Below are 26,476 nucleotides of genomic sequence, written 5' to 3'. Positions count from 1 at the left end.
CAGAAGGAGTAAGGACTCATGGCATCAAGCAAAGAGATACGAGGCAAGATCAAGAGCGTAGAGAATACGAAGAAGATCACCAAGGCGATGGAAATGGTCGCCGCGTCCAAAATGCGCAAGGCGCAAGACCGGATGCGGGCCGCTCGTCCCTACAGTGACAAGATTCGGAATATCGCCGCCAATCTGGCGAACGCCAATCCGGAATACACGCACCCGTTCCTGGCAGTTGCCCAGGGTACGCAAGCGAAGGCAGTGGGTTTCATCGTTGTCACGACCGACAAAGGTCTGTGCGGCGGCATGAACACCAACATCCTGCGCCAGGTGACGTCGAAGTCGCGCGAGCTGGAAGCAGCTGGCAACCGGATTGAAGCAGTTGCCATCGGTAACAAGGGTTTGGGTTTTTTGAATCGCATCGGCGTCAAGATCGTCGCCTCTGCCATTCAAACCGGTGATACGCCGCACCTGGATAAATTGATCGGACCTGTCAAGGTCATGCTCGAAGAATTCCAGGCTGGCAAGCTCGACGCAGTGTACCTGTGCTACACCAAATTCATCAACACGATGAAGCAGGAACCAGTGGTCGAACAGTTGCTGCCGTTGACGGCTGACAAAATGGTCGCCGACAAGAGCGCACACTCGTGGGATTACATCTACGAGCCGGATGCACAAAGCATCATCGACGAATTGCTGGAGCGCTATGTAGAAGCGCTGGTGTACCAGGCAGTCGCGGAGAATCTGGCGTCCGAGCAATCGGCACGGATGGTCGCGATGAAAGCTGCAAGCGACAACGCGGGTAGTGTGATCGGCGAATTGAAGCTGATCTACAACAAGACCCGCCAAGCTGCGATTACCAAAGAACTCTCCGAAATCGTCGCCGGTGCGGCTGCGGTTTAAACGAATTTAACTATATTGAAGGAACGAACATGGCTGATGGCAAAATCGTTCAGTGTATCGGCGCTGTGGTGGACGTTGAGTTTCCCCGCAACGCGATGCCTAAGGTATTTGATGCCTTGAAGATGGCAGGCTCGGAACTGACCCTGGAAGTACAACAGCAGTTGGGCGACGGCATTGTCCGTACCATTGCACTCGGCTCGTCCGATGGCCTGCGTCGCGGCATGATGATTCAAAATACCGGCAAACCTATCATGGTGCCAGTCGGTAAAGCAACCCTGGGTCGCATCATGGACGTGCTGGGCAACCCGATCGACGAATGCGGCCCCGTGTCGCACGAGCAGATCGCGTCGATCCACCGCACCGCTCCTGCATACGACGAATTGTCGCCATCGCAAGAACTGCTGGAAACCGGCATCAAGGTGATCGACTTGGTGTGCCCGTTTGCAAAAGGCGGTAAAGTTGGTCTGTTCGGCGGCGCTGGCGTAGGCAAGACCGTGAACATGATGGAACTGATTAACAACATCGCCAAGGCGCACAGCGGCGTGTCCGTGTTCGCCGGCGTCGGTGAGCGTACCCGTGAAGGTAACGACTTCTACCACGAGATGGCTGACGCGAAAGTGGTTGATCTGGAAAACCCGGAGAACTCCAAAGTGGCGATGGTCTACGGTCAGATGAATGAACCGCCAGGTAACCGTCTGCGCGTCGCGCTGACCGGCCTGACGATCGCTGAATCGTTCCGTGATGAAGGCAAGGACGTGTTGTTCTTCGTCGACAACATCTACCGCTTTACGCTGGCCGGTACCGAAGTGTCGGCACTGCTGGGCCGTATGCCGTCGGCTGTGGGTTACCAACCGACCCTGGCGGAAGAAATGGGCCGTCTGCAAGAGCGTATTACGTCGACCAAGACCGGTTCGATCACCTCGATCCAGGCCGTCTACGTTCCAGCCGATGATTACACCGATCCGTCGCCTGCTACCACGTTTGCTCACTTGGATTCGACCGTTGCGCTGTCGCGTGACATCGCTTCCCTGGGTATCTACCCAGCCGTGGACCCGCTGGATTCGACCTCGCGTCAGCTCGATCCGTTGATCGTTGGTCAAGAGCACTATGACACCGCGCGTGCCGTGCAAACGACCCTGCAACGCTACAAGGAATTGCGCGACATTATCGCGATTCTGGGTATGGACGAGCTGGCACCGGAAGACAAACTGCTGGTTGCCCGTGCACGTAAGATGCAGCGTTTCCTGTCGCAGCCTTTCCACGTCGCTGAAGTCTTTACCGGCGCGCCTGGTAAATACGTTTCGCTCAAAGACACGATCAAGGGCTTCAAAATGATCGCTTCGGGCGAACTCGATCACCTGCCGGAACAAGCGTTCTACATGGTCGGCACGATCGAAGAAGCAATCGAAAAAGCCAAGAAACTTAACTAAGTTAAGTCTGGGCCTAACCCCGCCCGTTAGACGGCGGGGTTCTTCAACCCGATAGGACACACATGGCACACACAATTCACGTTGACGTGGTTTCCGCTGAAGAACTGATTTTTTCAGGCGAAGCAGAATTCGTCGCGTTGCCGGGTGAACAGGGCGAGCTGGGTATCTACCCACGCCACACGCCTTTGATTACCCGCATCCGTCCGGGCGCGGTCCGCATCAAGGTAGTCGGCCAGGCTGAAGAAGAGTTCGTCTTCGTTGCCGGCGGCCTGCTGGAAGTGCAACCGGATACCGTGACCGTCCTGGCCGATACCGCGATCCGCGGTCACGACCTCGACGAAGCGAAAGCGCTGGAAGCGAAGAAGTTGGCGGAAGAAAATATCCACAACAAGGATTCGGGCATCGACTACGCGCAAGCGCAAGCCGAGCTGGCCAGCGCGATTGCGCAGCTGGCAGCGATCCAGAAGCTGCGCAAGCATTAATTTGCTCGCATGCAGTAATACAAAAAGGCAGCCTGCGGGCTGCCTTTTTTATGCTTCAGCCGCTTGGCTTATTCGCAGCTTGGCTGCCAGGCGCTATCGCGCAACTGGGCAGCCAGGCTGGCATTGCCCTCATTGACCAGCTTCAGGCTAGCCTGCCTGCCCGCCGCTGACTGGTCCGCGCCCGCCGGTGTCTTTACCGCATATTGAAACTGCAGCAGGCCACCACAGGCGGCAGCGCCATGAAAGCTCTTGCTGACGTTCGATTCATACACGGGGTTGGCCGCATCCGGTTCATATACCGACCGCATCAGCACGTGGCCGTTCTCGACAGTGACGGAGGAAATGGGTTCCGGCTTGGTGGCTGCCAGCGACTTGAGCAGGGCGGCCGAGAAGTCCAAGGGATCGGTCTTGGAATTGCCTTCGTAGAGTATGGTAATCAGGCTGCTCCATTTTTCCACCGCTTCGCCATTCGTCGTATATTCATACAAGGCCCGTTTGCTGTTGCGACCCTGCGGCGCGGTAAACGCCAGCGTGTAGACTTTGTCGGCATGGTGAATCTCTTGCGGCACGATCAGCTTCTGCGCGAACAGCGAGCTGCTGGCGAACAGGCAAGCTGACAATGTACTCAGTAGTAAAACGGTTTTTCCCTTGAACACAGTGCATCCTCATGTCATGGTTGGCGGACCGCGCGCATTGCGTGCGGGGCATCTCTGTTGGTAGTGCATTTGACTATACCTTGCATATTTCTCAATTGCAACTTTGATATATTCCAGCATCCTGGCTGCGGCTCGGCTGTTCACGCCATTCCATCCTTGTCACGTTGCCTGAAGGCCTTCATCGTCACTTTCCACTTGGCGCGCGCGGCAATGCGCTCGAGCGGCGTCTCCTCGCTGCGGCGCGCGTCGCGCAGCAGCTTGTGATAGTTGCGCAGGCGGTCCCCGTCGACGGCGCCACGCACCTGGCAACCGGGTTCGCTGGCATGCTGGCAATCGCGGAACTGGCACGTTGCGGCAAGCGCCGCGATGTCGTCGAACGTGGCCGCCAGGGTCTGCGCATCGGCGTCGGCGCGCCAGCTGCGCAAGCCCGGCGTGTCGATGATGCAGGCGCCATCCGCACACAGGTGCAGCGAGCGGGCCGTTGTCGTGTGCCGGCCGCGGCCGTCGCCGTGGCGCACGCCGTTGGTCGCTTGATCCGCCGCGCACAAGGTATTGGTCAGGCTGGACTTTCCCGCGCCCGATGAGCCGAGCAGTACCAGGGTCTGGCCGGCACCCAGCCAGGGTTCCAGGATGGCCACGTCATACGCATGGCGTGTATCGATGGCGAACAGCGGGACGTGGGGCGGCAGGCGCTGTTTCAGCAGCGCCAGCTTGCCCGGCACGTCGTCGGCCACGTCGGCCTTGCTCAGCACCACCACGGGGCTGACCTGGGCCGCCAGCACGATGGCCAGATAACGCTCCAGGCGGCGCGGATTAAAATCCTCATCGAGTCCCATCACCAGCAGGGCCGTGTCGACATTGCTGGCCAGCACCTGGCGCCGGCCGTCATTGCCGCGCCGCGCGATCTGCGTGACTGGGGATAAGTGCGCCGTTATCCACAGCGCGCCGTGAAGATCGGGTTCGGCGGCGATCCAGTCGCCGACAGCAAGGATGGTGTCGTGTTCCAGCAGCGCGTGCAGCAGGCGCGGCAGGATCTGCGCCGGCTGTTCCAGGCTGCCGTCGTGCACGCCGATGCTGTCGCGGTGCACGGCGCTCACGCGCATCAGCTGCGCGGCGGGGGAAGATACGTTGAGTTGGGTGGCTGCGCCGGCGATAGCCTGCTGCAGCCCGATAAGGCGTAGTTGCGCAAAATCGAATGCGATCATGGTAGCGTGATTCCAAATTCTGTCGTCCGCGTGCGGACGTATAGCCTGCGCGTGCAGGCACCGCCAGTCGCGATGACTGGCACGAAAGAAGGGAAGTCGGCTACGCGATCACGCGTATGGGGAATGGCGAGCTAAGGGGCTTAGCAGGGAAAAACAGTGATCAGGCAGCCGACAGCACGGCAGTATCCGAATGGCGCATGTTGTCTACTCCTGTTGTGTGATGGAAAACGCCAGTGTGCCAGCGGCATGCGCCGCCGTCAATGGATGGTGTGGCTCAGCTGCACATGCCGTATGCCTGGCGTTCGGGGAAATAGCGGTACGTAAACGTGCGTACCGGGTAGCGCTTGCCGCCGACGAGCATGTCGGGCATGGACAGATCAAAGCGCTGCGGCAGCTGGCGCGGCAGTTGCAGGCGCAAGCGCCACTGGGTTTCCTTGCTGTTGCCGACGGCGGCAAACATGATGGGCAACTGCTCGATGACGTCGACGATCTCCGCCTTCTGGTTCATGCCGCGCTGGTAAATGGTGAGTATCTTGGCTTCCGCGAAAGGCGGCTTTTTCGGTTCTTCCAGCAGGAAGGACAGGCGCGTAAAACTGGCTTGGGTGCCGACGGGCAAGGTAAAAATCAGCGCCAGCTCCGTGCCGCCTTCCTTCAAGGTGACAGGTGGCGTGGCGTAGATGCTGATACCGCGCGGCAGTTCGAAACGCGAGCCATCCGTCCACGTCTTGCACTCGGGCGTGGTGGCCTGGTACAGACTGGGCGCCGTGTAGTCATCGCAGGCGGAAACCAGCAGCAGGGGTAGGGCAAGGAGGGCGGAACGGCGCATGGGAGTCACGGTTGGGGGATCAGCCGACAGTGTAAGCGATCCCCGCGCGATCCACCAGCGACGCCAGGCCTACCCGGGCGGGGCGCGCCGCACGGACTGCAGCTGGCAATGCGCCGGTTGCAGCGCCGCCTGGATGATGTCCAGCGCCAGCTGCGGCCGGGCCGCGCCGCACATGAAGATGTCGACGGCAGCAAAGCCCACTTCGGGCCAGGTATGCAGCGAGATGTGCGACTCGGCCAGCAGCAGCACTCCCGTGACGCCCTGGCCCGGGCCAAAGCTGTGGAAATGGCCGTGCAGTACTTGCGCGCCGGCCGCGATGGCAGCGTCGCGCAGCAGGCGCTCGAGCGCGGCGCAGTCGCGCAGGCGTTCCGGTGCGATGCCCGACAGGTCGGCCAGCAGATGGGTACCCAGGGGGAGATGCGGTGCGGACGCCATGCTTATTTGTGGCTGCCGCCGCTGGAGCCGCCGCCATAGCTGCCGCCGCCGCCGCCCGTGCGCGAACTCCAGCTGCTGCCGCCGCTACTGCCGCTGCCGGCCACCTTGAACATGCGCACCCAGTTGGCGGCCGTGACGGAAAACGTCACCATCAGGGCGTAGATCACGTATTTACTCATGGGGATTCTTTGCATTCTTGTCGAGAAAAGCGGCGGGCAGGAACAGCGCCAGGCAGCCCAGCAAACTCCACATCAAGGTGCTGGAGAACGACACGAACATGGGGATCGCATTCAAGACCAGCACGATGACGATGAAGACCTTGGCGATGCCGCGGTGACTGAGCTGGATATTCGTCGTTTTGATGGCGCCATGGAAGGCGGCGCCGAACCAGGCGGCCATCTGGTCGTAGGCGACGGGCACGGAGCGCGACCAGGTCATTTCCTCGCCCGTGAGTTCCGCCGCCAGCTTGGTCTGTCCCTGCTCGAATTCATAGACGCGCGTGCTGTCGCCGACGGCCACCTTCCAGTTGAAGGCGCCCGCTGCGTACACGACCTGCGAGCCGTAGTCATACAGTTTGCGGTAGGTGGCGCCATCGAGCGTGCAGCCGGCGGCGTCCAGCGAGGCCCAGTTGGGCCAGTTCGGCAGCACGTTCGAGCGCGACCAGCCCTCGTCCGTCTCCACCAGCCAGAAGAAGCCGGCGCGCGCGTTGTACAGCAGGTATTCGTTCCACTCGCTGCCTTCGTCGTCGGCGCGGCGCATCATGCCGATCACCGTGAAATCCACATTGCTGATCTTCGCGCTGGCGCCCAGTTCCAGCGTGATGTCGGCGTTCTCGTGCACCTGCTTGCCGATGGCCAGCACCTGCGCTTCCGGGCCGCTGGCGTCGAGTTGCGCATGGCAGGCGGGACACACCAGCTGCGCCGCCGCACCCGGCACATATTGAATGCCGCTGCCGCAGGAGGGGCAGTCGAGCGCATCGAGCTTGCCGCGGTACTTGCCGGCGCTTTTGGCGATGGCCTCGTCGTCGCGCAGCAGCTGGCATTGCAAACTGTCCAGGGTGACGGCGACGCCCTGGTAGACGACCGGTTGCGGGCCATCCGTGTAGTCGAGCGTGACGAAGCTCGCGTAGTTGCGGAAGTCCGCCACCTGGATGCGCCAGCCGGCGCCCACCTTGAAGGGCAGCTCGCCCTGGCCGGCGATGCATTCGGCGCTGCGGATCTCGGCGGCCGTGTACGGTTCGCCGCAGATCGTGTAGCGCCTGCCCGGCGCCAGCTCGCCAAAGGCGGGCAAGGCATCCTGCGTGCCGCGCTCGCGCGTCAGCGTGTACAGGCCGGACGAGTCGCCCAGCCACGCCGTGCTGGCGTCGTCGAACAGCAGATACCACTCGTTCCACGTGCCGGCGCTGTAGCGCTGCTGGATGCGCCCGACGACGGTGAAGTGCACGCCGTCGTGTACGCCGGCCGTGCCGATCTGGATCGGCGAATAGTCTTCCAGGACGGCCGACATCTTGCCCACGTCCCTGACGGAATCGGCGTCCTTGAGGATGGTGCTGTGGCAGTACTCGCACACGGCGAGCACGGAAGCGTGCGAGCGGAAATGCACTTCCGCGCCGCAGCTGGGACAGGAAACAGTTTGCATGCAGTCGTATTTCGCCCTAATCAGCCGATCAGTTTTTTCAGCAGTTCAGCCTTGGCGCCGTCGTAGTCGGCGGGCGAAATGAGTCCCTTGTCCAATAAACCCTTGAGTTTTTCCAGGCGCGCCTCGATCGGTTCTTCCGCGGGTGCCGGTGGCGCCGCCGGAGCGGGGGCCGGGGCGGGCTGCTGCAGCGCACCGCCCATGCTTTGCGCCATCACCTGGCCGATCGACAGCCCGGCGCCGAGGCCCGCGCCGATGCCGGCCATGCCGCCTTCGTTCTGCGCCGCCAGCGGGATCGCGTTGGCCACCTGGAATTTGGTGTAGCCGCTCATCTTGTCGGCGCCCAGGCCGCCCTTCATGCCGGCGGAAATACGTTCGTCGAGCGCCGCCTGCAATTCCTCGGGCAGGCTGATGCTGGCCACGTTGAATTCATCGAGGCCCACGCCGTAGCGGGCAAACGCCTGCGCCAGGCCATCCTTGACCTCTTGCGCCATCAGCGCCTGGTTGGCCGCCATGTCGAGGAAGGGGACATTCGCGCCACCCAGCGAGCTGGCCATGCTCGACATCAGAATGCCGCGCAATTGATCTTCCACCTCGTCGCGCGTATAGACTTCGCGCGTGCCGCTGATCTCGGTGAAGAAGGTGCGGGCGTCGGCGATGCGGTACGAATACATGCCGAAGGCGCGCACGCGGATCATGTCGAAATCCTTGTCGCGGATGGTGATCGGCTGCGGCGTGCCCCACTTGCGGCCGGTCTGCACGCGCGTGCTGAAGTAATACACGTCCGACTTGAACGGCGAATCGAACAGCTTGTCCCAGTTTTTCAGGTTGGTCAGCAGCGGCAAGGTCTGCGTCGTCAGCTTGTGCGTGCCGGGACCGAAGACGTCGGCGATCTTGCCTTCATTGACGAAGACGGCGACCTGCGATTCGCGCACATTCAGGATGGCGCCGTTCTGGATCTCGAAATCCTGCATGGGGAAGCGCCAGGCCAGCACGCCTTCCGTCTCTTCGTTCCACTGCAGTACGTCGATAAACTGCTTCTTGATAAAGCTGCCGAGGCTCATGATGGATGTCCTTGAATAAGATAAAGCGGTGTCAGGAAATGCAGGCGGCGTTGATGGCGCCGATCGACAGCGAAATGGCGCCCAGCAGGCCGCCGAAGGCGCTGTTGTTCGATTCGATCTGATCCTTCGACATGCGCAGCAGGCGCGTGGTGACCACATAGGCGAGCAATTGCACCACCATGGCACCGAAGGCCCAGGCGAAGAATTGCTGGTAGTTGGCCGTGTGCATCAGGGACGAGGCGATGGTGGCGGAAAAGCCCAGCAGCGCGCCGCCCAGCGACAGGGCCGCCGCCTGGTTGCCCTGTCGGATCAGCAGCACTTCGTTATACGGCGTGACGCGCGTGTAGATGATAAAAAAGGCAATCAGCAGCGCGGCGGCCAGTATAAGATGGATCAGATAGTTTAGGATGGCGGGCACGGCTTTCCTCGCAATGAGTATTTGATAACGTCAACGCATATTAGAACAAAAAAAAGTCCAATGAACAAAAAGATTCTGATTTTGTCCGTCTTCGTGGTCGCCTCCTGCGGCCTCGCGTATGAACTGATCGCCGGCGCCATGTCCAGCTACCTGCTCGGCGATTCCATCCTGCAGTTTTCCACCATCATCGGCTGCTACCTGTTTGCCATGGGGGTGGGCGCCCACTTTTCCAAGTATGTGCGGGACGACGACGTGCTCTCGCGCTTCGTCGACATCGAGCTGGCCGTGGGCCTGATCGGCGGCTTGTCGGCCGCCATCCTGTTCATGACGTTCTCGTGGATGGCCGCGCCCTTTCGGACCTTATTGTATGTGATGGTGTTCCTGATCGGCGCACTGGTCGGCATGGAAGTGCCGCTGGTGATGCGCGCCCTGAACTCGCGCCAGACGGAGTTTTCCGAGCTGGTCAGCCGCGTGCTCACCTTCGATTACCTGGGGGCGCTGGCCGTCTCCCTGCTGTTTCCGCTGGTGCTGTCGCCCTACCTGGGCCTGGTGCGCACGGGCTTTTTGTTCGGCATGCTCAACGTGGGCGTGGGCCTGTGGACGATTTACGTGTTCCGCGCGGAGCTGAAGAACCTCACGGGGCGCTTCCTGCGCGCCTGCGCCGTGATGCTGGTGCTGGTCGCCGGCTTTGCCATGTCCGACCGCATGGTGGCCTGGGGCGAGCACGGCCTGTTCGGCGACCAGATCGTGTATTCCACCACCACGCCCTACCAGCGCCTGGTGATCACGCGCTGGAAGGACGATACGCGGCTCTACATCAACGGCAACCTGCAGTTTTCCTCGCGCGACGAGTACCGCTACCACGAGGCGCTGGTGCACCCCGTGCTCGAAGCGCTGCCGTGGGCGCGCCGCGTGCTGGTGCTGGGCGGCGGCGATGGCCTGGCGCTGCGCGAAATCCTCCGTTATCCACAGATCGAACACGTCACCGTGGTCGACCTCGATCCTGCCATGACGGCCGCGTTTACCACGCGCCCGGAACTGGCAAAGTTAAATAACAACGCGTTCTCGGACAAGCGCGTCACCGTCGTCAACGCCGATGCCGCCGTCTGGCTGCGCAACAACGGCGACATGTTCGACGCGGCCATCGTCGATTTCCCCGATCCGTCCAGCTTCGCGCTCGGCAAACTGTATTCGGTGCCGTTCTACGACCTGGTGAAAAAGCACCTGGCGGCCAAGGGCTTGATGGTGGTGCAATCGACGTCGCCGTTCTTTGCCCCGCACGCCTACTGGACCATCAATTCGACCCTGCGCGAAGTGGGCATGCGCACCTGGCCCTACCACGCCTACGTGCCCTCGTTCGGTGAATGGGGTTTTATCCTTGCCTCGCCCCAGCTCGACTACGCACCGCCGACGCAATACCGCCTGCCGATGCGCTACCTGAATGCGGACACCACGCGCGAGATGTTCATCTTCCCGCCCGACATGCAGCCGCTGCCCATGGCGCCGAACCGCTTGAATACCCAGTCGCTCGTGCATGAATTCGAGCAGGACTGGAACCGGGTGATCCGCTGATGCAGCGCCGCTCCTTCATGCTGTGGGCCGCCGGCGGCACCGCGGCGGCGGCGGCCGGCATCGGCAGCATCGCCGCGTATCTGCGCTGGCAGGAAATCACGCCCAAGGTGCTGTATCCGGGCCGCAGCGAGGGGCATTATTTGCGCAAGCTGCTGCGCGAGGGCACGGCGCTGCCGCCGCCTGCACGCACCTTGACGACCGACGTGGCCATCCTCGGCTCCGGCATCGCGGGCCTGACGGCCGCCTGGCGTTTGAACAAGCTGGGGCACAGGGATTTTCTCATGATCGATGGCCCGCAGCCGTATGGCAACGCGGCCGGCGGCCACTTCGGCGACCTGGCCTATCCGACCGGTGGCCATTACCTGCCGTTGCCGTCGCCCGAATCGACCCATGTGCGAGAGATCCTGTTCGACCTGGGGATTATCCAGCACGATCCGCAGGCGGAAAAGCCATATTACGACGAGCGCTACATCCTGCACGCTCCGGAAGAGCGATTGCTGTTCAACGGCCACTGGCAGGACGGCTTCATTCCCACCGAAGGCGTGCCGCCTGCGGAACTGGCGCAGCATGAACGCTTCTTTGCCGAGGTGCGGCGTTTGCGCCAGGCGCATGGCAACGATGGCAAGCGCGTCTTCGTCTTTCCTACCGTGGAGTCGTCGCAGGATCCGGCCTGGCAGGCGCTCGACACCATCACCTTGAAGCAGTGGATGGAGCGCGAAGGCTATACCTCGCCCACCCTGCACTGGTATCTGAATTACTGCTGCCGCGACGATTACGGCACGCGCTACGACCAGGTCTCGGCCTGGGCCGGCCTGCATTACTACTGCAGCCGCTGGGGCCAGGCCGCCAATGCGGGCAATGGCGCCTGGCTGACCTGGCCGGGCGGCATGCAACCGGTCGCCACGGCCATGGAACAGGCGTCCAAGGTCCGGCGCCACGCGGGCACGGTGGTTTCCCTCACGACGACGGTCAACGGCGTGGAAGCGCTGTGCCTGGAACTGGTCGACGGCCAGCCGCGCACCTACCTGGTCAAGGCGCGCAAGGCCATCTGCGCCATGCCGCTGTACGTGGCATCGCGCGTGGTGAAGAACATCGCCGAGTATGGCTTCGACGCGAAACGCGATACGCCCGCGTATGCGCCGTGGCTGGTGGCGAATTTTTTACTGAAACGCTTTCCCGACGAACTGCCGCATGCGCCCCTGTGCTGGGACAACGTGGTGTACCAGGAACCGGGCCTCGGCTACGTCGTCTCGACCCACCAGGACATCCGCGTGCGCCCGCCCGAGAAAACCGTCTTCAGCGCCTACGTGGCCCTGTCCGACCGCACGCCGCAGCAAGCGCGCAAATGGTTAGATGTGGCCAGCCCCGAAGAACTGCTGGCGCTGGCCAGCGTCGATTTAAAGACGGCGTATGGACGCGATTTTGCCAGCTGCGTCGAGCGCGTCGACATCACCGTGCGCGGCCACGCCATGGCGGCGCCCTTGCCGGGATTTCGCAGCAACGCGGGCTTGAAGGCCTTGCGCGAGCACGACGGCGCCATCCTGTTCGCGCATGCGGATTTGTCGGGCTTTTCCGTGTTCGAGGAAGCGGCGTGGTGGGGGGATAGGGCTGCGCGGCTGGCTGCCGCATAAAAAAGGCCGGCGCGAACGCCGGCCAGAGCCCCCTAAGGCTCGAACCTGTGCTTCCTTGTTCTTCTCATTTATTTTTATTAATCACGTCAATGAACACGGCCGCCAGCAGCACCAGGCCCTTGATCACCTGCTGGTAATCGATGCCGATGCCCATGATGGACATGCCGTTGTTCATTACGCCCATGATGAAGGCGCCGATGACGGCTCCCATCACCTTGCCCACGCCGCCCGAGGCGGAGGCGCCGCCGATGAAGCAGGCGGCGATCACGTCCAGCTCGAAACCCGTACCGGCCTTCGGTGTGGCCGTGTTCAGGCGCGCCGCGAAGATCAGGCCGGCCAGCGCGGCCAGCATGCCCATGTTGACGAAGGTGTAGAAGCTGACCCGTTCCGTCTTGATGCCGGACAGGCGCGCCGCCTTTTCGTTGCCGCCCACGGCGTACACGCGGCGGCCCAGCACGGTGCGGTTGGTGATGAAGGTGTAGGCGACGATGAGCAGCGACATCACGGCCAGCACGTTGGGAAAGCCGCGGTACGACGCCAGCAGGTAGCTGAAATACACCATCACGGCCGCGAAAATGGCATTTTTCAGCAGGAAGAAGGCGCGCGGCTCGTTTTCCATGCCGTGTTTCAGTTGCTTGGCGCGGCTGCGCAGCGAGGTGACGATCAGCGCCGCGGCGGCGATCACGCCCAGCAGCAGCGACAGGCCGCGCAGGTTGTCGCCGCCGAACGGGTCGGGCAGGAAGCCGGAGCTGAGCATCTGGAAGCCTTCCGGGAAGGGACCGACCGACTGGCCTGCCAGCAGCGCCAGGGTCAGGCCCTTGAACACCAGCATGCCGGCCAGGGTGACGATGAAGGACGGGATTTTAAAGAAGGCGACGAAATAGCCTTGCGCGCCGCCGATGACGGCGCCGGCCAGCAGGCAGAGGATGCTGGCGGCGACAAAATGCATGTGGTAGTTGACGATCAGGACGGCGGCCAGCGCGCCGACGAAGCCGACCACCGAGCCGACGGATAAATCGATATGGCCGGCCACGATGACCATCAGCATGCCCAGCGCCATGATGACGATGTAGCTGTTTTGCAGCACCAGGTTAGTCAGGTTCAGCGGCTGCATCAGGGTGCCGTCCGTCATGTACTGGAAAAAGCCCATGATGACGATCAGCGAGAGCAGCATGCCGTAGTCGCGCATATTGTTTTTCAGGAAGCCGGCATAGCTTTTCGCTTGCGGCGCGGCCGCTGGCGCTGCTGCTGTCGGCGCGCCTGCTGTCAATTTATTGTCCATTGTTTTCTCCGTGTGTAACGATCGCGCGCATGATGCGTTCCTGCGATGCTTCTGCCGCGCTCAGTTCTGCCGCGAAGCGGCCTTCGTTCATGACATAGATCCGGTCGCACATGCCCAGCAATTCCGGCATTTCCGAGGAAATCATGATGATGCATTTGCCTTCGGCGGCCAGCTCGCTGATGATGCTGTAGATCTCGTACTTGGCGCCCACGTCGATGCCGCGGCTCGGTTCATCGAGGATCAGCACGTCGGGGCGCGAAAACAGCCATTTCGCCAGCACCACTTTCTGCTGGTTGCCGCCGGACAGGTTGACCACCTTCTGCGCCACGCTCGAGCAACGGGTCTTGAGCTTGCGGCGGAACTCCTCGGCCACGCCGAATTCACGCTGCTCGTCGATCACCATGTGCCGCGAAATCGCGTCCAGGTTGGCCAGGCTGGTGTTCTTCTGGATGTCTTCCTCGAGGATCAGGCCCAGGCCCTTGCGGTCTTCCGTGACATACGCGAGGCCATGGGCGATCGCCTTGCCGATGGTGCTGACGTCGATCTCCTGGCCGTGCTTGAGCACCGTGCCGCTGATGCGCTGGCCGTAGGCGCGGCCGAACAGGCTCATCGCCAGTTCCGTGCGCCCGGAGCCCATCAGGCCGGCGATGCCGATGATCTCGCCCTTTTTCGCGTGCATATTGATGCCCTTGATGACGGGGCGGTCGGCATGCTCGGGATGGAAGACGCGCCAGTCGCGCACTTCGAAAATGGTCTCGCCGATGGTGGGCGTGCGCGGCGGATAGCGGTCGGCCATTTCGCGCCCGACCATCTTTTCGATGATGCGGTCTTCGCTGACGGGCTCCGTGCGGCAGTCGAAACTGTCGACCGTGTTCCCGTCGCGCAGCACCGTGATGGCATCGGCGACCCGTGAAATTTCATTGAGCTTGTGCGAAATCAGGATCGAGGCGATGCCCTGGGCTTTCAGGCCCAGCAGCAGGTCGAGCAGGGCCGCGCTGTCGCTCTCGTTCAGGCTGGCCGTCGGCTCGTCGAGGATCAGCAGCTTGACGTCCTTGCACAGCGCCTTGGCGATCTCGATCAGCTGCTGCTTGCCCACGCCCAGATTGGTGATCAGGGTGTCCGGGGACTCCTTCAGGCCGACTTTCTGCAGCAGTTCGCGCGTCTTCGCTTGCGCGTATTCCCAGTCGATGACGCCCATGCGGGACGGTTCGTTGCCGAGGAAGATATTCTCGGCGATCGACAGCTGGGGCACCAGCGCCAGTTCCTGGTGGATGATGATGATGCCGATTTCTTCGCTGTCCTTGATGCCGCGGAAGTGCCGCGTCTGGCCCAGGTAATCGATGTCGCCCGTATAGCTGCCATGGCCGTAGACGCCGCTCAGCACTTTCATCAGGGTCGATTTGCCGGCGCCGTTTTCGCCGACGATGGCGTGGATCTCGCCGCTGCGTACCCGCAGGTTGACATTGTCGAGCGCAACGACGCCCGGGAATGTTTTGCGTATCCCGCGCATTTCCAGGATAGTGTTCGTCATATAACCTCTCTGGCACGGCCGCGCTGGTGGGCAGCGGCCGTGCGGCAGTCTTGTTCTTGATCGTGCGTGAAGCGAAAGGCCCGGCAGTGCCGGGCCTTCAGTACCTTGGATGCTTATTTCACTTGCGCTTCCGTGTAGTAGCCGCTGCCGGTGACGAGCACCTGCTTCCAGTTCGCCTTGTCGACGGTGACCGGTTTCAGCAGGTAGGACGGCACGACTTTCACGCCGTTGTTATAGGTCTTGGTATCGTTGACGGTCGGCGTCTTGCCGCTCATCATCGCGTCGACCATGTTGGCCGTCACCTTGGCCAGTTCGCGCGTGTCCTTGAACACGGTCGATGCCTGTTCGCCGCGAATGATCGATTTCACCGACGGGATTTCCGCATCCTGGCCCGTCACGACGGGGAACGGCTGTTTCGGCGTGCCGTAGCCGACGCCCTTGAGCGAGGACAGGATGCCGATGCTCAAGCCGTCATACGGCGACAGCACCGCGTCGACTCTCGCATTGCCGTAGTAGGCGCTGAGCAGGTTGTCCATGCGCGCTTGCGCCACGGCGCCGTCCCAGCGCAGGGTGGCGACCTTTTCCATGCCCATCTGCTTCGAGCGCACCACCAGCTTGCCGCTGTCGATGTACGGTTTCAGGACCGACAGCGCGCCGTTGTAGAAGAAGTGCGCGTTGTTGTCGTCGGCCGAGCCGCCGAACAGTTCGATATTGAACGGACCCTTGCCTTCCTTGAGTTTCAGCGCCGATTCGATATAGCCCGCTTGCAGCACGCCGACCTGGAAGTTGTCGAAGGTGGCGTAGTAATCGATGTTTTTCGTGCCGCGGATTAGACGGTCATACGAAATGACCTTGATGCCCTTGTCGGCCGCCTTTTGCAGCACGTTCGACAAGGTGGTGCCGTCGATGGCGGCGATCACCAGCACCTTGGCGCCCTTGGTGATCATGTTTTCCACCTGCGCCAGCTGGTTCGGGATATCGTCGTCGGCAAACTGCAGGTCCGTCTTGTAGCCGCGCTCCTTGAATACCTTGACCATGTTGTCGCCGTCGGCGATCCAGCGCATGGACGACTTGGTCGGCATCGAGATGCCGATCGCGCCCTTGTCTGCGGCGCTTGCCACGGGCATTACCGCCATGCCGGAGATGGCCAGCGCCAGGCTCGCGGTCAGCATTTTCATTGTTGTTTTCATTTCAGGTCTCCACCGTCTTCGATAGTTGAATGTGCCAGGGCCGTCGTCCAGCGGGCGGGCTCCGTGCGAATGGCCGATTGCGGGCCACGGCTGATACTAGTTTGTCCATCCATCCCTCACCAATCACTTTTTTCGCATAGCCGATATCCAAAACGATATCGATAGGCCAATTGATGCAATGCGCCATTGCATGCTTTCCCGCCTGCGGAAAGGACGGGAACGGGGGCCGGGCGGCGGCTTTTTTTGGTGCGCTGCAATACCAATAATCATCATTCAATTTGGTGATTTTCGTAATTGCGGCGACACAGGGCGGCGCGCAGAATCGGTCCGAACTTGAAGACCAGCCATCCCGTCACGACCTTTTGAAAGCTTGCCATGCAGCCGATTTCCCCCGCCTCCCTGTTGCCCGCCGACCTGGCGCAGGCTCTCCTCATCGGCCGCATCTGGCGTGACGGCCCCTGCGTCGTCGCCGTGCGCGGCGGCGAGGTGGTCGACATCACGCAAACGGTAGCGACGGTGGCCGAGCTGTTCGAACGCAGCGATGCGCTCGATATCGCCCGCCATGCGCCCGGCATCGCGCTCGGCCCCGTGCAGGCGCTGCTGGAGCAGGCGCTGGCCGCGCCGGCCGGCGAGCCGCTGCTACTGGCGCCGTGCGACCTGCAGGCCGTCAAGGCCTGCGGCGTGACCTTCGCCGTCAGCCTGCTCGAACGGGTGATCGAGGAACAGGCGGGCGGCGACGCGGCGCGCGCGGCAAGCTTGCGCGCCGCGCTGCAAACGACGCTGGGCGGCGACTTGTCCGCATTAAAACCCGGCTCGGAGGCGGCGCAGCGCTTGAAACAGCAGCTGCAACAACGCGGCGCCTGGTCGCAATACATGGAAGTGGGCATCGGCCCCGATGCGGAAGTGTTTACCAAGGCGCAGCCGATGTCGTCGGTCGGCTGCGGCGCGCAGGTGGGCTTGCTGCCATCGTCCGCCTGGAACAACCCGGAGCCCGAGATCGTCCTGGCCGTCAACAGCCGTGGCGAGGTGCTGGGGGCGACCTTGGGCAACGACGTCAACCTGCGCGACATCGAAGGGCGCAGCGCCCTCTTGCTGGGCAAGGCCAAGGATAACAACGGCTCCTGCGCCATCGGCCCCTTCATCCGCCTGTTCGACGAGCACTTCACGCTCGACACCGTGCGCGAGGCGGAAGTGTCGCTGCTGATCGAAGGCGCGGACGACGGCTTTGTGCTCGAAGGCGCCAGCTTCATGCGCGAAATCAGCCGCGACCCGCTTGACCTGGTGCGCCAGACGGCAGGCCAGTACCACCAGTATCCGGACGGTTTCATGCTGTTCCTCGGGACCATGTTCTCGCCCGTAAAGGACCGCGGCGCGCAGGGCGGCGGCTTTACGCACCACCTGGGCGACCGCGTGACGATTGCCAGCGCCGCGCTGGGTGCGCTGGTCAACGAAGTGCAGCGCTGCGATGCGATTGCCCCCTGGACGTTCGGCGTGCGCGCGCTGTACCAGAACCTGGCGCAACGCGGCTTGCTTTGATCCGATTATTTTAAAAAGAGAGACACCATGCAGCATGCAACTTACCCCAGCCTGGCCGGCAAGCGCGTCGTCATCACGGGCGGCGGCACCGGCATCGGCGTGGCCATCGTCGAGGCGTTCGCGCGCCAGGGCGCCCACGTCACCTTTCTCGACATCGCCCGCGAGGCGTCGCTGGCGCTGCAGGAAAAGCTGGCGCACCTGGCGCAGCCGCCCGTTTTCCGCTATTGCGACCTGACGGACCTGGGCGCCCTGGCCGCCACCTTCGCCGAGATCGCACACAGCGCGGGCGCCACGGATATCCTCGTCAACAACGCGGCCAATGACGACCGCCACCAGCTGCAGGACGTCACGCCCGCCTACTGGGACGAGCGCATGGCCGTCAACCTGCGCCACCAGTATTTCTGCGCCCAGGCAGTGGCGCCGGCCATGCGCGCCAAGGGCAGCGGCGTGATCCTCAACCTGGGCTCGATTTCCTGGCACCTGGCGCAAGCGAACCTGTCGATCTACATGACGGCGAAAGCCGGCATCGAAGGGCTGACGCGCGGCCTGGCGCGCGACCTGGGTGCCGACGGCATCCGCGTCAACTGCATCATTCCCGGCGCCGTGCGCACGCCGCGCCAGGAGCGGCTGTGGCATACGCCGGAAGCGGAAGCCGTGATCCTGCAGGGTCAATGCCTGCAGCTGCGCGTGGAGCCGGAAGACGTGGCGGCGCTGGCGCTGTTCCTCGCGTCCGACAACGCGGCCAAGTGCGCGGGACGCGAATACTATGTCGACGCAGGCTGGTACGGCGCATGAGTACCCCAGGCAACCGCCAGGCGCGGCGCTTCCGCTCGCAGGACTGGTTCGACAATCCCGACCACATCGACATGACGGCGCTGTACCTCGAGCGCTTCATGAACTACGGGATCACGGCCGAGGAACTGCGTTCGGGCCGGCCCATCATCGGCATCGCGCAAAGCGGCAGCGATATCAGTCCCTGCAACCGCATCCACCTGGAGCTGGCCCAGCGCGTGCGCGACGGCATCCGCGACGCGGGCGGCATCCCGATGGAATTCCCGCTGCACCCGATCTTCGAGAACTGCCGCCGTCCCACGGCCGCGCTGGACCGCAACCTCGCGTATCTGGGCCTGGTGGAGATCCTGCATGGCTATCCGATCGACGCCGTGGTGCTGACGACGGGCTGCGACAAGACCACGCCGGCGCAATTGATGGCCGCGGCCACGGTGGACATTCCCGCCATCGTGCTGTCGGGCGGCCCCATGCTCGACGGCTGGATGGACGGCGAACTGGTCGGTTCCGGCGCGGCCATCTGGAAGGGCCGCCGCCAGCTGTCCGCCGGCTTGATCGACAACGACAAATTCCTGCAGATCGCCGCCGCCTCGGCGCCGTCGGCCGGCCACTGCAACACCATGGGCACCGCATCGACGATGAATGCGCTGGCCGAAGCGCTGGGCATGTCGCTGACGGGCTGCTCGGCCATCCCCGCGCCGTACCGCGAACGGGGCCAGATCGCCTATGCAACGGGGCGCCGCATCGTCGGCATGGCGCATGACGACGTGCGCCCGTCGAGCATCCTCACGCGCGAGGCCTTCCTGGACGCCATCATCGTCAACGCGGCCATCGGCGGCTCCACCAACGCCCAGCCGCACCTGATGGCCATGGCGCGCCATGCGGGTGTGGCATTGCACTCGAGCGACTGGATGGAACATGGCTACGACGTGCCGCTGCTGTTGAACATGCAGCCGGCCGGGAAGTATCTGGGCGAGCGCTTCCACCGCGCCGGCGGCGTGCCGGCCGTGATGTGGGAGCTGCAGCAGGCGGGCCTGCTGCATGCGGACCGGTTGACGGTCACGGGCCAGAGCATGGCGGCCAACTTGCAAGGCCGGGAGAGCGCGGACCGCGAGATGATCCGCCCGTTTGCCGCGCCGCTGAAGGAAAAGGCTGGTTTCATGGCCTTGCAGGGCAACCTGTTCGACTTCGCCATCATGAAGACCAGCGTGATCTCGCCCGCCTTCCGCGAGCGCTACCTGTCGCGCCCCGGCAGCGAGGGCGTGTTCGAGGCGCGCGCCATCGTCTTTGACGGTTCAAGCGACTATCACGCGCGCATCAACGACCCGGCACTCAATATCGACGACAGCTGCATGCTGATCATGCGCGGCGCCGGCCCTGTCGGCTGGCCCGGTTCGGCCGAGGTGGTCAACATGCAGCCGCCCGATGCCTTGCTCAAGGCGGGCATTCTGAACCTGCCGACCCTGGGCGATGGGCGCCAGTCGGGCACCTCGGACAGCCCCTCGATCCTGAACGCGTCGCCGGAAAGCGCCGTGGGCGGCGGCCTGGCGCTGCTGCGCACGGGCGACATCATCCGCGTGGACCTGAACGGGGGCCAGTGCGACATGCTGGTCGATGCGGCTGAACTGGCGCGCCGCGCCCAGGAACTGCCGCCGCCCGTCAACGGCAGCGCCACGCCGTGGCAGGAAATCTACCGCGCCAGCGTGGGCCAGCTGGAAACGGGCGCCTGCATGGAGCTGGCCCTGAAATACCGCGCTGTGGGCCAGACCCTGCCGCGCCACAACCATTAGCAGTCGCAGCACGTAGGTCGGGTTAGCGCTGCGCGCGTAACCCGACACCACCACAGACATAAAATTTTCAGCAGTACCCGCAGTTAAAAAATGTAGCTAAAAAATCCACAAGGAGACACACAATGAACAAGATCATCAGTGCAGCCATCATGACCGCCATGCTGGCATTGAGCAGCAGCGCCGCCCTGGCCGATGCGAAAAACCCGAAGATCGGCTTTTCCATCGACGACTTGCGCGTGGAACGCTGGACGCGCGACCGCGATTTCTTCATCGCCGCCGCCGAAAAGCAGGGCGCCAAGGTCTTCGTGCAGTCGGCCGACGCCAGCGAGCAGCGCCAGATTTCGCAGATCGAAAACCTGATCTCGCGCGGCGTCGATGTGCTGGTGATCGTGCCGTTCAATGCCACGGTGCTCAACAACACCGTCAAGGAAGCGAAAAAGGCCGGCATCAAGGTGTTGTCGTATGACCGCCTGATCCTGAACGCCGATATCGATGCGTATATCTCGTTCGACAACGAGAAAGTGGGAGAGATGCAGGCCGAAGGCGTGACCAAGCTGCAGCCGAAGGGCAATTACTATTTGCTGGGCGGCTCGCCCACCGACAACAATGCCAAGATGCTGCGCGAAGGCCAGATGAAGGTGCTCAAACCGTTCATCGACAAGGGCGATATCAAGATCGTCGGCCAGCAGTGGGTGAAGGACTGGAGCGCCACCGAAGCGCTGTCCATCGTGGAAAACGCGCTGACGGCCAACGGCAACAAGATCGACGCTATCGTCGCCTCGAACGACGGCACGGCCGGCGGCGCCATCCAGGCCCTGGCCGCGCAAAAACTGGCCGGCAAGGTGCCGGTCTCGGGCCAGGACGCCGATCTGGCGGCGGTCAAACGCGTCATCGCCGGCACGCAATCGATGACCGTCTACAAACCCCTGAAAACCATCGCCGCCGAAGCGGCCAAGCTGGCCGTGCAACTGGCGCGCAATGAAAAGCCCGCCTACAACTCCAGCTATGACAACGGCCTGAAAAAAGTCAGCACGGTGCTGCTCAAACCCACGCCCTTGACCAAGGCGAACGTGAACATTCTCGTCGACGACGGTTTCTATACCAAGGCGCAGCTGGGTAATTGATTACCCGCTTGCTGTCGGCTTACGCGCTGCGCGCTAAGCCGACCTACGATTGCCCGCATCGGCCGTTATCCGACAATCGCCGGCTCCGGAAACGCCGGTGGTGGTGTCGGTCGTCTGCATCGACCGTAGGTCGGATTAGCGGCGCCATGGGCGCCGCGTAATCCGACATTTCCCCCGTATCCGCAACGAGAGTGAGCATGTCCGACTATCTGCTTGAAATGAAAGGCATCGTCAAACAGTTTGGCGGTGTCCGCGCGCTCGACGGCATCGACCTGCAGGTGCGGGCCGGCGAGTGCATCGGCTTGTGCGGCGAGAATGGCGCCGGCAAGTCGACCCTGATGAAGGTGCTGTCCGGCGTGTACCCGCACGGCACCTGGGATGGCGAGATCCTGTGGGATGGCCAGCCCCTGCGCGCGCAATCGATCCGCGACACGGAAGACGCGGGCATCATCATCATCCACCAGGAACTGATGCTGGTGCCGCAGCTGTCCGTGGCCGAGAATATCTTCATGGGCCGCGAGCTTACCCTGCCCGGCGGGCGCATGCATTACGCGGCCATGTACAAGCGCGCCGACGAGCTGCTGCGCGAACTGAAAATTCCCGAACTGAACGTAGCGCAACCCGTGATGAATTACGGCGGCGGCCACCAGCAGCTGGTGGAAATCGCCAAGGCGCTCAACAAGAATGCGCGATTGCTGATCCTCGACGAGCCGTCGTCGTCGCTGACGGCGTCGGAAATCGCCGTGCTGCTCGATATCCTGCGCGCGCTGAAGGCCAAGGGCGTCACCTGCATCTATATTTCGCACAAGCTCGATGAGGTGGCGGCCATCTGCGATACCATCGTCGTCATCCGCGACGGCAAGCATATCGCCACCACGCCGATGGCGCAGATGAACGTCGAGCGCATCATCGCGCAGATGGTGGGCCGCGAAATGAGCCAGCTGTATCCGCAGCGTGCGCAGCCGGCACCTATCGGCGAAGTGCTGTTCGAGGCGCGCCACGTAAGCTGCATCGACGCCGACAACCCGCAGCGCAAGCGGGTCGACGATGTGTCGTTCACCCTGCGAAAGGGCGAGATCCTCGGCATCGCCGGCTTGGTGGGGGCGGGGCGCACGGAGCTCGTCTCTGCCCTGTTCGGCGCCTACCAGGGGCCGTGCCAGGCCGAAGTGTGGCTCGATGGCCGCCGCATCGACACTTCGTCTCCGCAAAAGGCGATTGCCATGGGCCTGGCCATGGTGCCGGAAGACCGCAAGCATCACGGCATCGTGCCCGACCTCGACGTGGGGCAGAACATCACCCTGGCCGTGCTGGAGGAATTTTCGCGCGCCACGCGCATCGATGGCGAGGCGGAATTGACGGCCGTGCGCGGCGAAATCGCGCAGCTGGAACTGAAGGCGGCCAGCCCGTCGCTGTCCATCACGAGCCTGTCGGGCGGCAATCAGCAAAAGGCCGTGCTGGCCAAGATGCTGCTGACGCGCCCGCGCGTGCTGATCCTCGACGAACCCACGCGCGGCGTGGACGTGGGCGCCAAATATGAAATCTACAAACTGATGCTGGCGCTGGCCGACCGTGGCGTGGCCATCATCATGGTCTCGTCGGAACTGGCTGAAGTGCTGGGCGTGTCCGACCGCGTGCTGGTGATGGGCGAAGGCCGCCTGCGCGGCGACTTTAGCAACGATGGCCTGAGCCAGGAAACCGTGCTGGCGGCGGCGCTGGACCAGCGCCCGGCGCCCGCCGCCAACACCGCAAACAAGGAACCCGCAGCATGAAACCGCACAGTATCAAACAGCTGTTCACCCAATACAAGATGCTGGCCCTGCTGATCGCCGTGGCGCTGATCTGGGCCTTTTTTTCGTGGAAAACGGAGGGCAGCTTCCTCACGCCGCGCAACCTGTCGAATCTGCTGCGCCAGATGTCCGTCACCGGCATCCTCGCCTGCGGCATGGTGCTGGTGATTATCGCCGGCGAGATCGACCTGTCGATCGGCTCCCTGCTGGGGCTGCTCGGCGGCATCGCCGCCGTGCTGGACGTCACGCAGCACTGGCCGCTGGCGCTGAACCTGATGGCGGTGCTGGGCTGCGGCCTGGTGATCGGCCTGCTCAATGGCTACCTGACGGCGTACCGGGGCATCCCGTCCTTCATCGTGGGCCTGGGCGGCATGCTCGCGTACCGTGGCATCCTGCTGGGCATCACGGGCGGCATCACGATCGCGCCCGTCTCCGAGCCGATGGTCTACCTGGGGCAGGGCTACCTGCCCGCGGTGCCCGGCATCGTGCTGGGCATCGGCCTGTTCCTGCTGGCCGCCTTCCTGACGTGGCGCGCGCGCGCCAGCCGCGCCCAGCATGGCTTGCCGCAGACGGCGTCCTGGGCCGATGGCCTGCGCCTGGCCGTCATCGGCGCCGTGCTGTATGCCTTCGTGCGGACCCTGAACGGTTATGAAGGCATTCCGCTGCCCGTGCTGCTGCTGCTGGCCTTGCTGGGGCTGTTCAGCTACATCACCAGCCAGACCGTGTTCGGCCGGCGCATCTACGCCGTCGGCAGCAATATGGAAGCGACGCGCCTGTCCGGCATCAACGTCAAAGCCGTCAAGCTGTGGATCTTCGGCATCATGGGCCTGATGTGCGCGCTCGCCGGCCTGATCAACACGGGCCGCCTGGCGGCCGGTTCGCCGTCCGCCGGCACCTTCAGCGAACTCGACGCCATTGCCGCCTGCTTCATCGGCGGCACCTCGATGCGCGGCGGCTCGGGCACCGTGTACGGCGCCCTGATCGGCGCGCTGGTCATGGCCAGCCTCGATAACGGCATGTCCATGCTGGACGTGGACACCTACTGGCAGATGATCGTGAAAGGCAGTATCCTCACCCTCGCCGTGTGGGTCGATGTCAGCACGCGAGCGGGGCGTAGATAGCCGTGAAACGATCTGGCACGGGAGGAGACACCATGAAGATGCCGACCGCGCACCGGATCGCGCTGCTGTTTAACGGGAATAAAATCTACGACCGCGACATCATCGCGGGCATCGCCGCCTACCTGAACACCACGCGCGTGTCGTGGGACCTGTTCCTGGAAGAGGACTTCCGTTGCCGCCTGCCCGGCATCGAGCGCTGGCAGGGAGACGGCATCATCGCCGATTTCGACGATCCCGCCGTCTGCGCGGCGCTGGCGCACAGCCGCCTGCCCGTGGTGGCCGTGGGCGGCTCGTATGCGCGCGAGGACGATTACCCGGCCGGCATCCCGTACGTGGCGACCGACAACTTCAAGATCGTCAAGCTGGCCTATGAACACCTGGTGGAAGCGGGCCTGAGCCGCTTTGCCTGTTTCAGCCTGCCCGAGGCCGATGTCAACCGCTGGGCGCAGGAGCGCGAAACGGCGTTTTGCGCCCTGATGGAGCGCGACCACATGCGCGCCGACGTGTACCGGGGCGTGGCCACCAGCGCGCCGTCGTGGGACGAAGCGGTGGAGCAGCAGATCGCCTGGCTCAACAGCCTGGAAAAACCCGTCGGCATCATCGCCGTGAGCGACGCGCGCGCGCGCCAGCTGCTGCAAGCGTGCATGCATGCGGGCATCGCCGTGCCGGAGCAAGTGGCCCTGATCGGCATCGACAACGACCCGCTGGCGCGCATGCTCACGCGCATTCCCTTGAGTTCCGTGATCCAGGGTACCGAGGAAATGGGCCGCACGGCCGCGCATTTGCTGCACCAGATGCTCAACGGCGCGCGCCTGTCCGGCACGCGCATCCTCGTGCCGCCGGCGGGCCTGAACGTGCTCGCGTCCACGCGCCACCAGCCCTTCCAGCATCCGCAGGTGATGCAGGCGCGCCACTTCATCCGCCAGTACGCCTGCCAGGGCATCAAGACGGAGCAGGTGGCCGATTACGTGGGCGTGTCGCGCTCCTCGCTCGAAGCGCACTTCCGTCACGAGCTGGGGCGCAGCGTGCACGACGAGATCCTGCATTTCAAGCTCGATGCGGCCAAGACCCTGCTGGCGCGCGGTCCGGGACAGGTGGCCGAGGTGGCCGTGCGTTGCGGCTTTACCACGGTGCAGTACATGCACGCCGTCTTCAAGCGCGAACTCGGCTGCACGCCGCGCGAATTCCAGCAGCGCAGCCGGCCACCGCCAGCCCCCGGGCAGGCGCCATGATGCATCTGCTGCGCAATGCGCGCGGCATGCGCGTGGCCATCGACGCGCACGATGCCAGCGTGCGGGCGTGGTGGGCGCCCGACCGTTATGGCCGCCTGGCCGACGTGCTGGGCGCCGCGCCCCCTGCGTGTCGGTCGTCCACGGTCTGGCAGTGCGCGCCGCCGGACGACGGCCGCTTGCTGCTGCACCTGGCGCACGACGGCCTGTCGGTGCGCCTGGCCTACCGGCTTGACGACGATGGCAGCCTGCACCTCGACTGCGCCGCCACGGCCGATACGGTTTCCCGTTTTGCGCTTGCCGCGCCCCGCTTCAATCTGCAGGGCGGCCGCGCCGCCGTGGGCGACCATGTGCTGCGCCTGGCGGCGGACCGCTACTGGCCTGGCGGCCACTCTTGCAGCGATCCGCTCGATGTGGCGGGCAGCGCGTTTGACTTCCGCCAGCCGGCGCCGCTTGCTTCGCGCCTGGCCTGGCCCGCGCTGGCGCAATCGGCGGGATTCCGGCATGACTTTTACTGGACGGGCAGCGGCCAGCTGCGCGAGGCGGCGCAGGTTGCCGACCCCGCTTCCGGCCGCGTCCTGCGTTTTTCCAGCACCCAGGACAGCTGTCATCTGTATTCCGATGCGCGCTGTTTTTCCCTGCTGGCGCAGGGCGTGCAATTGCAGCCGGGACAGGTGAGGCGGTTCCAGCTCGCCTACCGTTTGGGCGTGCAAGATATCGATGCGTTTGACATATCCGAACCGGTATCAATGATGTCAAATAAGTGATTGGTCAGATATGCGGGGCAGTTCTACCATGGGGTAGTTTTTCCCTCATTTATTTTTGCCCTTACCGACGCTGCCAACCTGC

24 protein-coding genes are annotated in these 26,476 nt (G+C 63.4%); 13 read left to right on the top strand and 11 right to left on the bottom strand.

Annotation, left to right across the window (positions count from 1 at the left end; genetic code table 11):
• The first annotated feature begins 18 nt into the window (after window positions 1–18).
• The 3 genes from atpG to IGS60_RS11120 all read left to right on the top strand — a co-directional run bounded on the left by atpG (window position 19) and on the right by IGS60_RS11120 (window position 2,806).
• Complete coding sequence (gene atpG, locus IGS60_RS11130) at window positions 19–894, top strand: F0F1 ATP synthase subunit gamma (protein WP_070218929.1); 876 nt, start codon at window positions 19–21, stop codon at window positions 892–894.
• Window positions 895–923: 29 nt separating this feature from the next.
• A complete protein-coding gene (gene atpD, locus IGS60_RS11125; RefSeq protein WP_034752705.1) occupies window positions 924–2,324 on the top strand; it encodes a F0F1 ATP synthase subunit beta in 1,401 nt (466 codons plus the stop codon).
• 62 nt (window positions 2,325–2,386) lie between these two features.
• Window positions 2,387–2,806 carry a F0F1 ATP synthase subunit epsilon gene (locus tag IGS60_RS11120; protein ID WP_065307860.1) on the top strand — a complete coding sequence of 140 codons (420 nt, stop codon included), beginning with the start codon at window positions 2,387–2,389 and terminating at the stop codon, window positions 2,804–2,806.
• 68 nt (window positions 2,807–2,874) lie between these two features.
• On the opposite strand, the gene IGS60_RS11115 is transcribed toward IGS60_RS11120, so the two are convergent.
• From IGS60_RS11115 to IGS60_RS11080, 8 genes are all read right to left on the bottom strand, one after another.
• Complete coding sequence (locus IGS60_RS11115) at window positions 2,875–3,462, bottom strand: hypothetical protein (RefSeq protein ID WP_139143704.1); 588 nt, start codon at window positions 3,460–3,462, stop codon at window positions 2,875–2,877.
• A 140-nt stretch (window positions 3,463–3,602) separates the two neighbouring features.
• Window positions 3,603–4,667: a ribosome small subunit-dependent GTPase A gene (rsgA, locus tag IGS60_RS11110; RefSeq protein ID WP_230504330.1), complete on the bottom strand. Its 1,065-nt coding sequence runs from the start codon at window positions 4,665–4,667 to the stop codon at window positions 3,603–3,605.
• Between the two features lie 274 nt (window positions 4,668–4,941).
• Window positions 4,942–5,493: a hypothetical protein gene (locus IGS60_RS11105; protein ID WP_230504328.1), complete on the bottom strand. Its 552-nt coding sequence runs from the start codon at window positions 5,491–5,493 to the stop codon at window positions 4,942–4,944.
• Window positions 5,494–5,562: 69 nt separating this feature from the next.
• Window positions 5,563–5,928 (bottom strand): adenosylmethionine decarboxylase, encoded by a 366-nt coding sequence (gene speD / locus IGS60_RS11100; RefSeq protein ID WP_230504326.1) that lies wholly within the window; start codon window positions 5,926–5,928, stop codon window positions 5,563–5,565.
• Between the two features lie 2 nt (window positions 5,929–5,930).
• A complete protein-coding gene (locus tag IGS60_RS11095) occupies window positions 5,931–6,107 on the bottom strand; it encodes a hypothetical protein (protein ID WP_157792409.1) in 177 nt (58 codons plus the stop codon).
• On the bottom strand, window positions 6,100–7,566 hold the full coding sequence (locus IGS60_RS11090; protein WP_230504324.1) for a DUF4178 domain-containing protein: 1,467 nt from the start codon (window positions 7,564–7,566) through the stop codon (window positions 6,100–6,102). The genes IGS60_RS11095 and IGS60_RS11090 overlap by 8 nt, the downstream gene beginning before the upstream one ends.
• 20 nt (window positions 7,567–7,586) lie before the next feature.
• Entirely contained in the window at window positions 7,587–8,627 is a 1,041-nt protein-coding gene (locus tag IGS60_RS11085) for an SPFH domain-containing protein (RefSeq protein WP_131686869.1), read from the bottom strand.
• 31 nt (window positions 8,628–8,658) lie between these two features.
• Window positions 8,659–9,045, bottom strand: coding sequence for a DUF350 domain-containing protein (locus IGS60_RS11080; RefSeq protein WP_070218936.1), 387 nt, complete (start codon window positions 9,043–9,045; stop codon window positions 8,659–8,661).
• 60 nt (window positions 9,046–9,105) lie between these two features.
• On the opposite strand from IGS60_RS11080, the gene IGS60_RS11075 reads away from it, so the two are divergent.
• Together IGS60_RS11075 and IGS60_RS11070 are read left to right on the top strand one after the other, a co-directional pair.
• Window positions 9,106–10,617 carry a polyamine aminopropyltransferase gene (locus tag IGS60_RS11075; protein WP_070218937.1) on the top strand — a complete coding sequence of 504 codons (1,512 nt, stop codon included), beginning with the start codon at window positions 9,106–9,108 and terminating at the stop codon, window positions 10,615–10,617.
• Window positions 10,617–12,248, top strand: coding sequence for an NAD(P)/FAD-dependent oxidoreductase (locus IGS60_RS11070; protein WP_230504322.1), 1,632 nt, complete (start codon window positions 10,617–10,619; stop codon window positions 12,246–12,248). The genes IGS60_RS11075 and IGS60_RS11070 overlap by 1 nt, the downstream gene beginning before the upstream one ends.
• A 64-nt stretch (window positions 12,249–12,312) precedes the next feature.
• Here IGS60_RS11070 and mmsB read toward each other — a convergent pair whose 3' ends face one another.
• The 3 genes from mmsB to chvE all read right to left on the bottom strand — a co-directional run bounded on the left by mmsB (window position 12,313) and on the right by chvE (window position 16,251).
• A complete protein-coding gene (gene mmsB / locus IGS60_RS11065; RefSeq protein WP_230504320.1) occupies window positions 12,313–13,530 on the bottom strand; it encodes a multiple monosaccharide ABC transporter permease in 1,218 nt (405 codons plus the stop codon).
• Window positions 13,520–15,061, bottom strand: coding sequence for a multiple monosaccharide ABC transporter ATP-binding protein (mmsA, locus tag IGS60_RS11060; RefSeq protein ID WP_230504318.1), 1,542 nt, complete (start codon window positions 15,059–15,061; stop codon window positions 13,520–13,522). The genes mmsB and mmsA overlap by 11 nt, the downstream gene beginning before the upstream one ends.
• Window positions 15,062–15,174: 113 nt before the next feature.
• Window positions 15,175–16,251 (bottom strand): multiple monosaccharide ABC transporter substrate-binding protein, encoded by a 1,077-nt coding sequence (chvE, locus tag IGS60_RS11055; RefSeq protein ID WP_034783821.1) that lies wholly within the window; start codon window positions 16,249–16,251, stop codon window positions 15,175–15,177.
• Window positions 16,252–16,626: 375 nt separating this feature from the next.
• Here chvE and IGS60_RS11050 point away from each other — a divergent pair, with 375 nt between their 5' ends.
• The 8 genes from IGS60_RS11050 (at window position 16,627) to IGS60_RS11015 (ending at window position 26,394) form a co-directional block, all read left to right on the top strand.
• A complete protein-coding gene (locus tag IGS60_RS11050; protein ID WP_070218943.1) occupies window positions 16,627–17,787 on the top strand; it encodes a fumarylacetoacetate hydrolase family protein in 1,161 nt (386 codons plus the stop codon).
• 27 nt (window positions 17,788–17,814) lie between these two features.
• Window positions 17,815–18,582 carry an SDR family NAD(P)-dependent oxidoreductase gene (locus IGS60_RS11045; protein ID WP_070218944.1) on the top strand — a complete coding sequence of 256 codons (768 nt, stop codon included), beginning with the start codon at window positions 17,815–17,817 and terminating at the stop codon, window positions 18,580–18,582.
• Window positions 18,579–20,366, top strand: coding sequence for an IlvD/Edd family dehydratase (locus tag IGS60_RS11040; protein WP_230504316.1), 1,788 nt, complete (start codon window positions 18,579–18,581; stop codon window positions 20,364–20,366). The genes IGS60_RS11045 and IGS60_RS11040 overlap by 4 nt, the downstream gene beginning before the upstream one ends.
• A gap of 122 nt (window positions 20,367–20,488) precedes the next feature.
• Window positions 20,489–21,490, top strand: coding sequence for a D-xylose ABC transporter substrate-binding protein (gene xylF, locus IGS60_RS11035; RefSeq protein WP_034752745.1), 1,002 nt, complete (start codon window positions 20,489–20,491; stop codon window positions 21,488–21,490).
• 197 nt (window positions 21,491–21,687) lie between these two features.
• Window positions 21,688–23,259, top strand: coding sequence for a D-xylose ABC transporter ATP-binding protein (gene xylG / locus IGS60_RS11030; protein ID WP_230504315.1), 1,572 nt, complete (start codon window positions 21,688–21,690; stop codon window positions 23,257–23,259).
• Window positions 23,256–24,398 carry a sugar ABC transporter permease gene (locus IGS60_RS11025; RefSeq protein WP_230504313.1) on the top strand — a complete coding sequence of 381 codons (1,143 nt, stop codon included), beginning with the start codon at window positions 23,256–23,258 and terminating at the stop codon, window positions 24,396–24,398. The genes xylG and IGS60_RS11025 overlap by 4 nt, the downstream gene beginning before the upstream one ends.
• 32 nt (window positions 24,399–24,430) lie before the next feature.
• Window positions 24,431–25,630: a DNA-binding transcriptional regulator gene (locus IGS60_RS11020; protein WP_070218948.1), complete on the top strand. Its 1,200-nt coding sequence runs from the start codon at window positions 24,431–24,433 to the stop codon at window positions 25,628–25,630.
• Complete coding sequence (locus tag IGS60_RS11015) at window positions 25,627–26,394, top strand: hypothetical protein (RefSeq protein ID WP_230504311.1); 768 nt, start codon at window positions 25,627–25,629, stop codon at window positions 26,392–26,394. Before IGS60_RS11020 ends, IGS60_RS11015 begins: the two co-directional genes overlap by 4 nt.
• Window positions 26,395–26,476: the final 82 nt, after the last annotated feature.

The sequence above is a fragment of the Janthinobacterium sp. FW305-128 genome (assembly GCF_020858135.1).
GTDB lineage: Bacteria > Pseudomonadota > Gammaproteobacteria > Burkholderiales > Burkholderiaceae_D > Janthinobacterium.
This window is presented reverse-complemented; position numbering and strand designations above follow the sequence as displayed.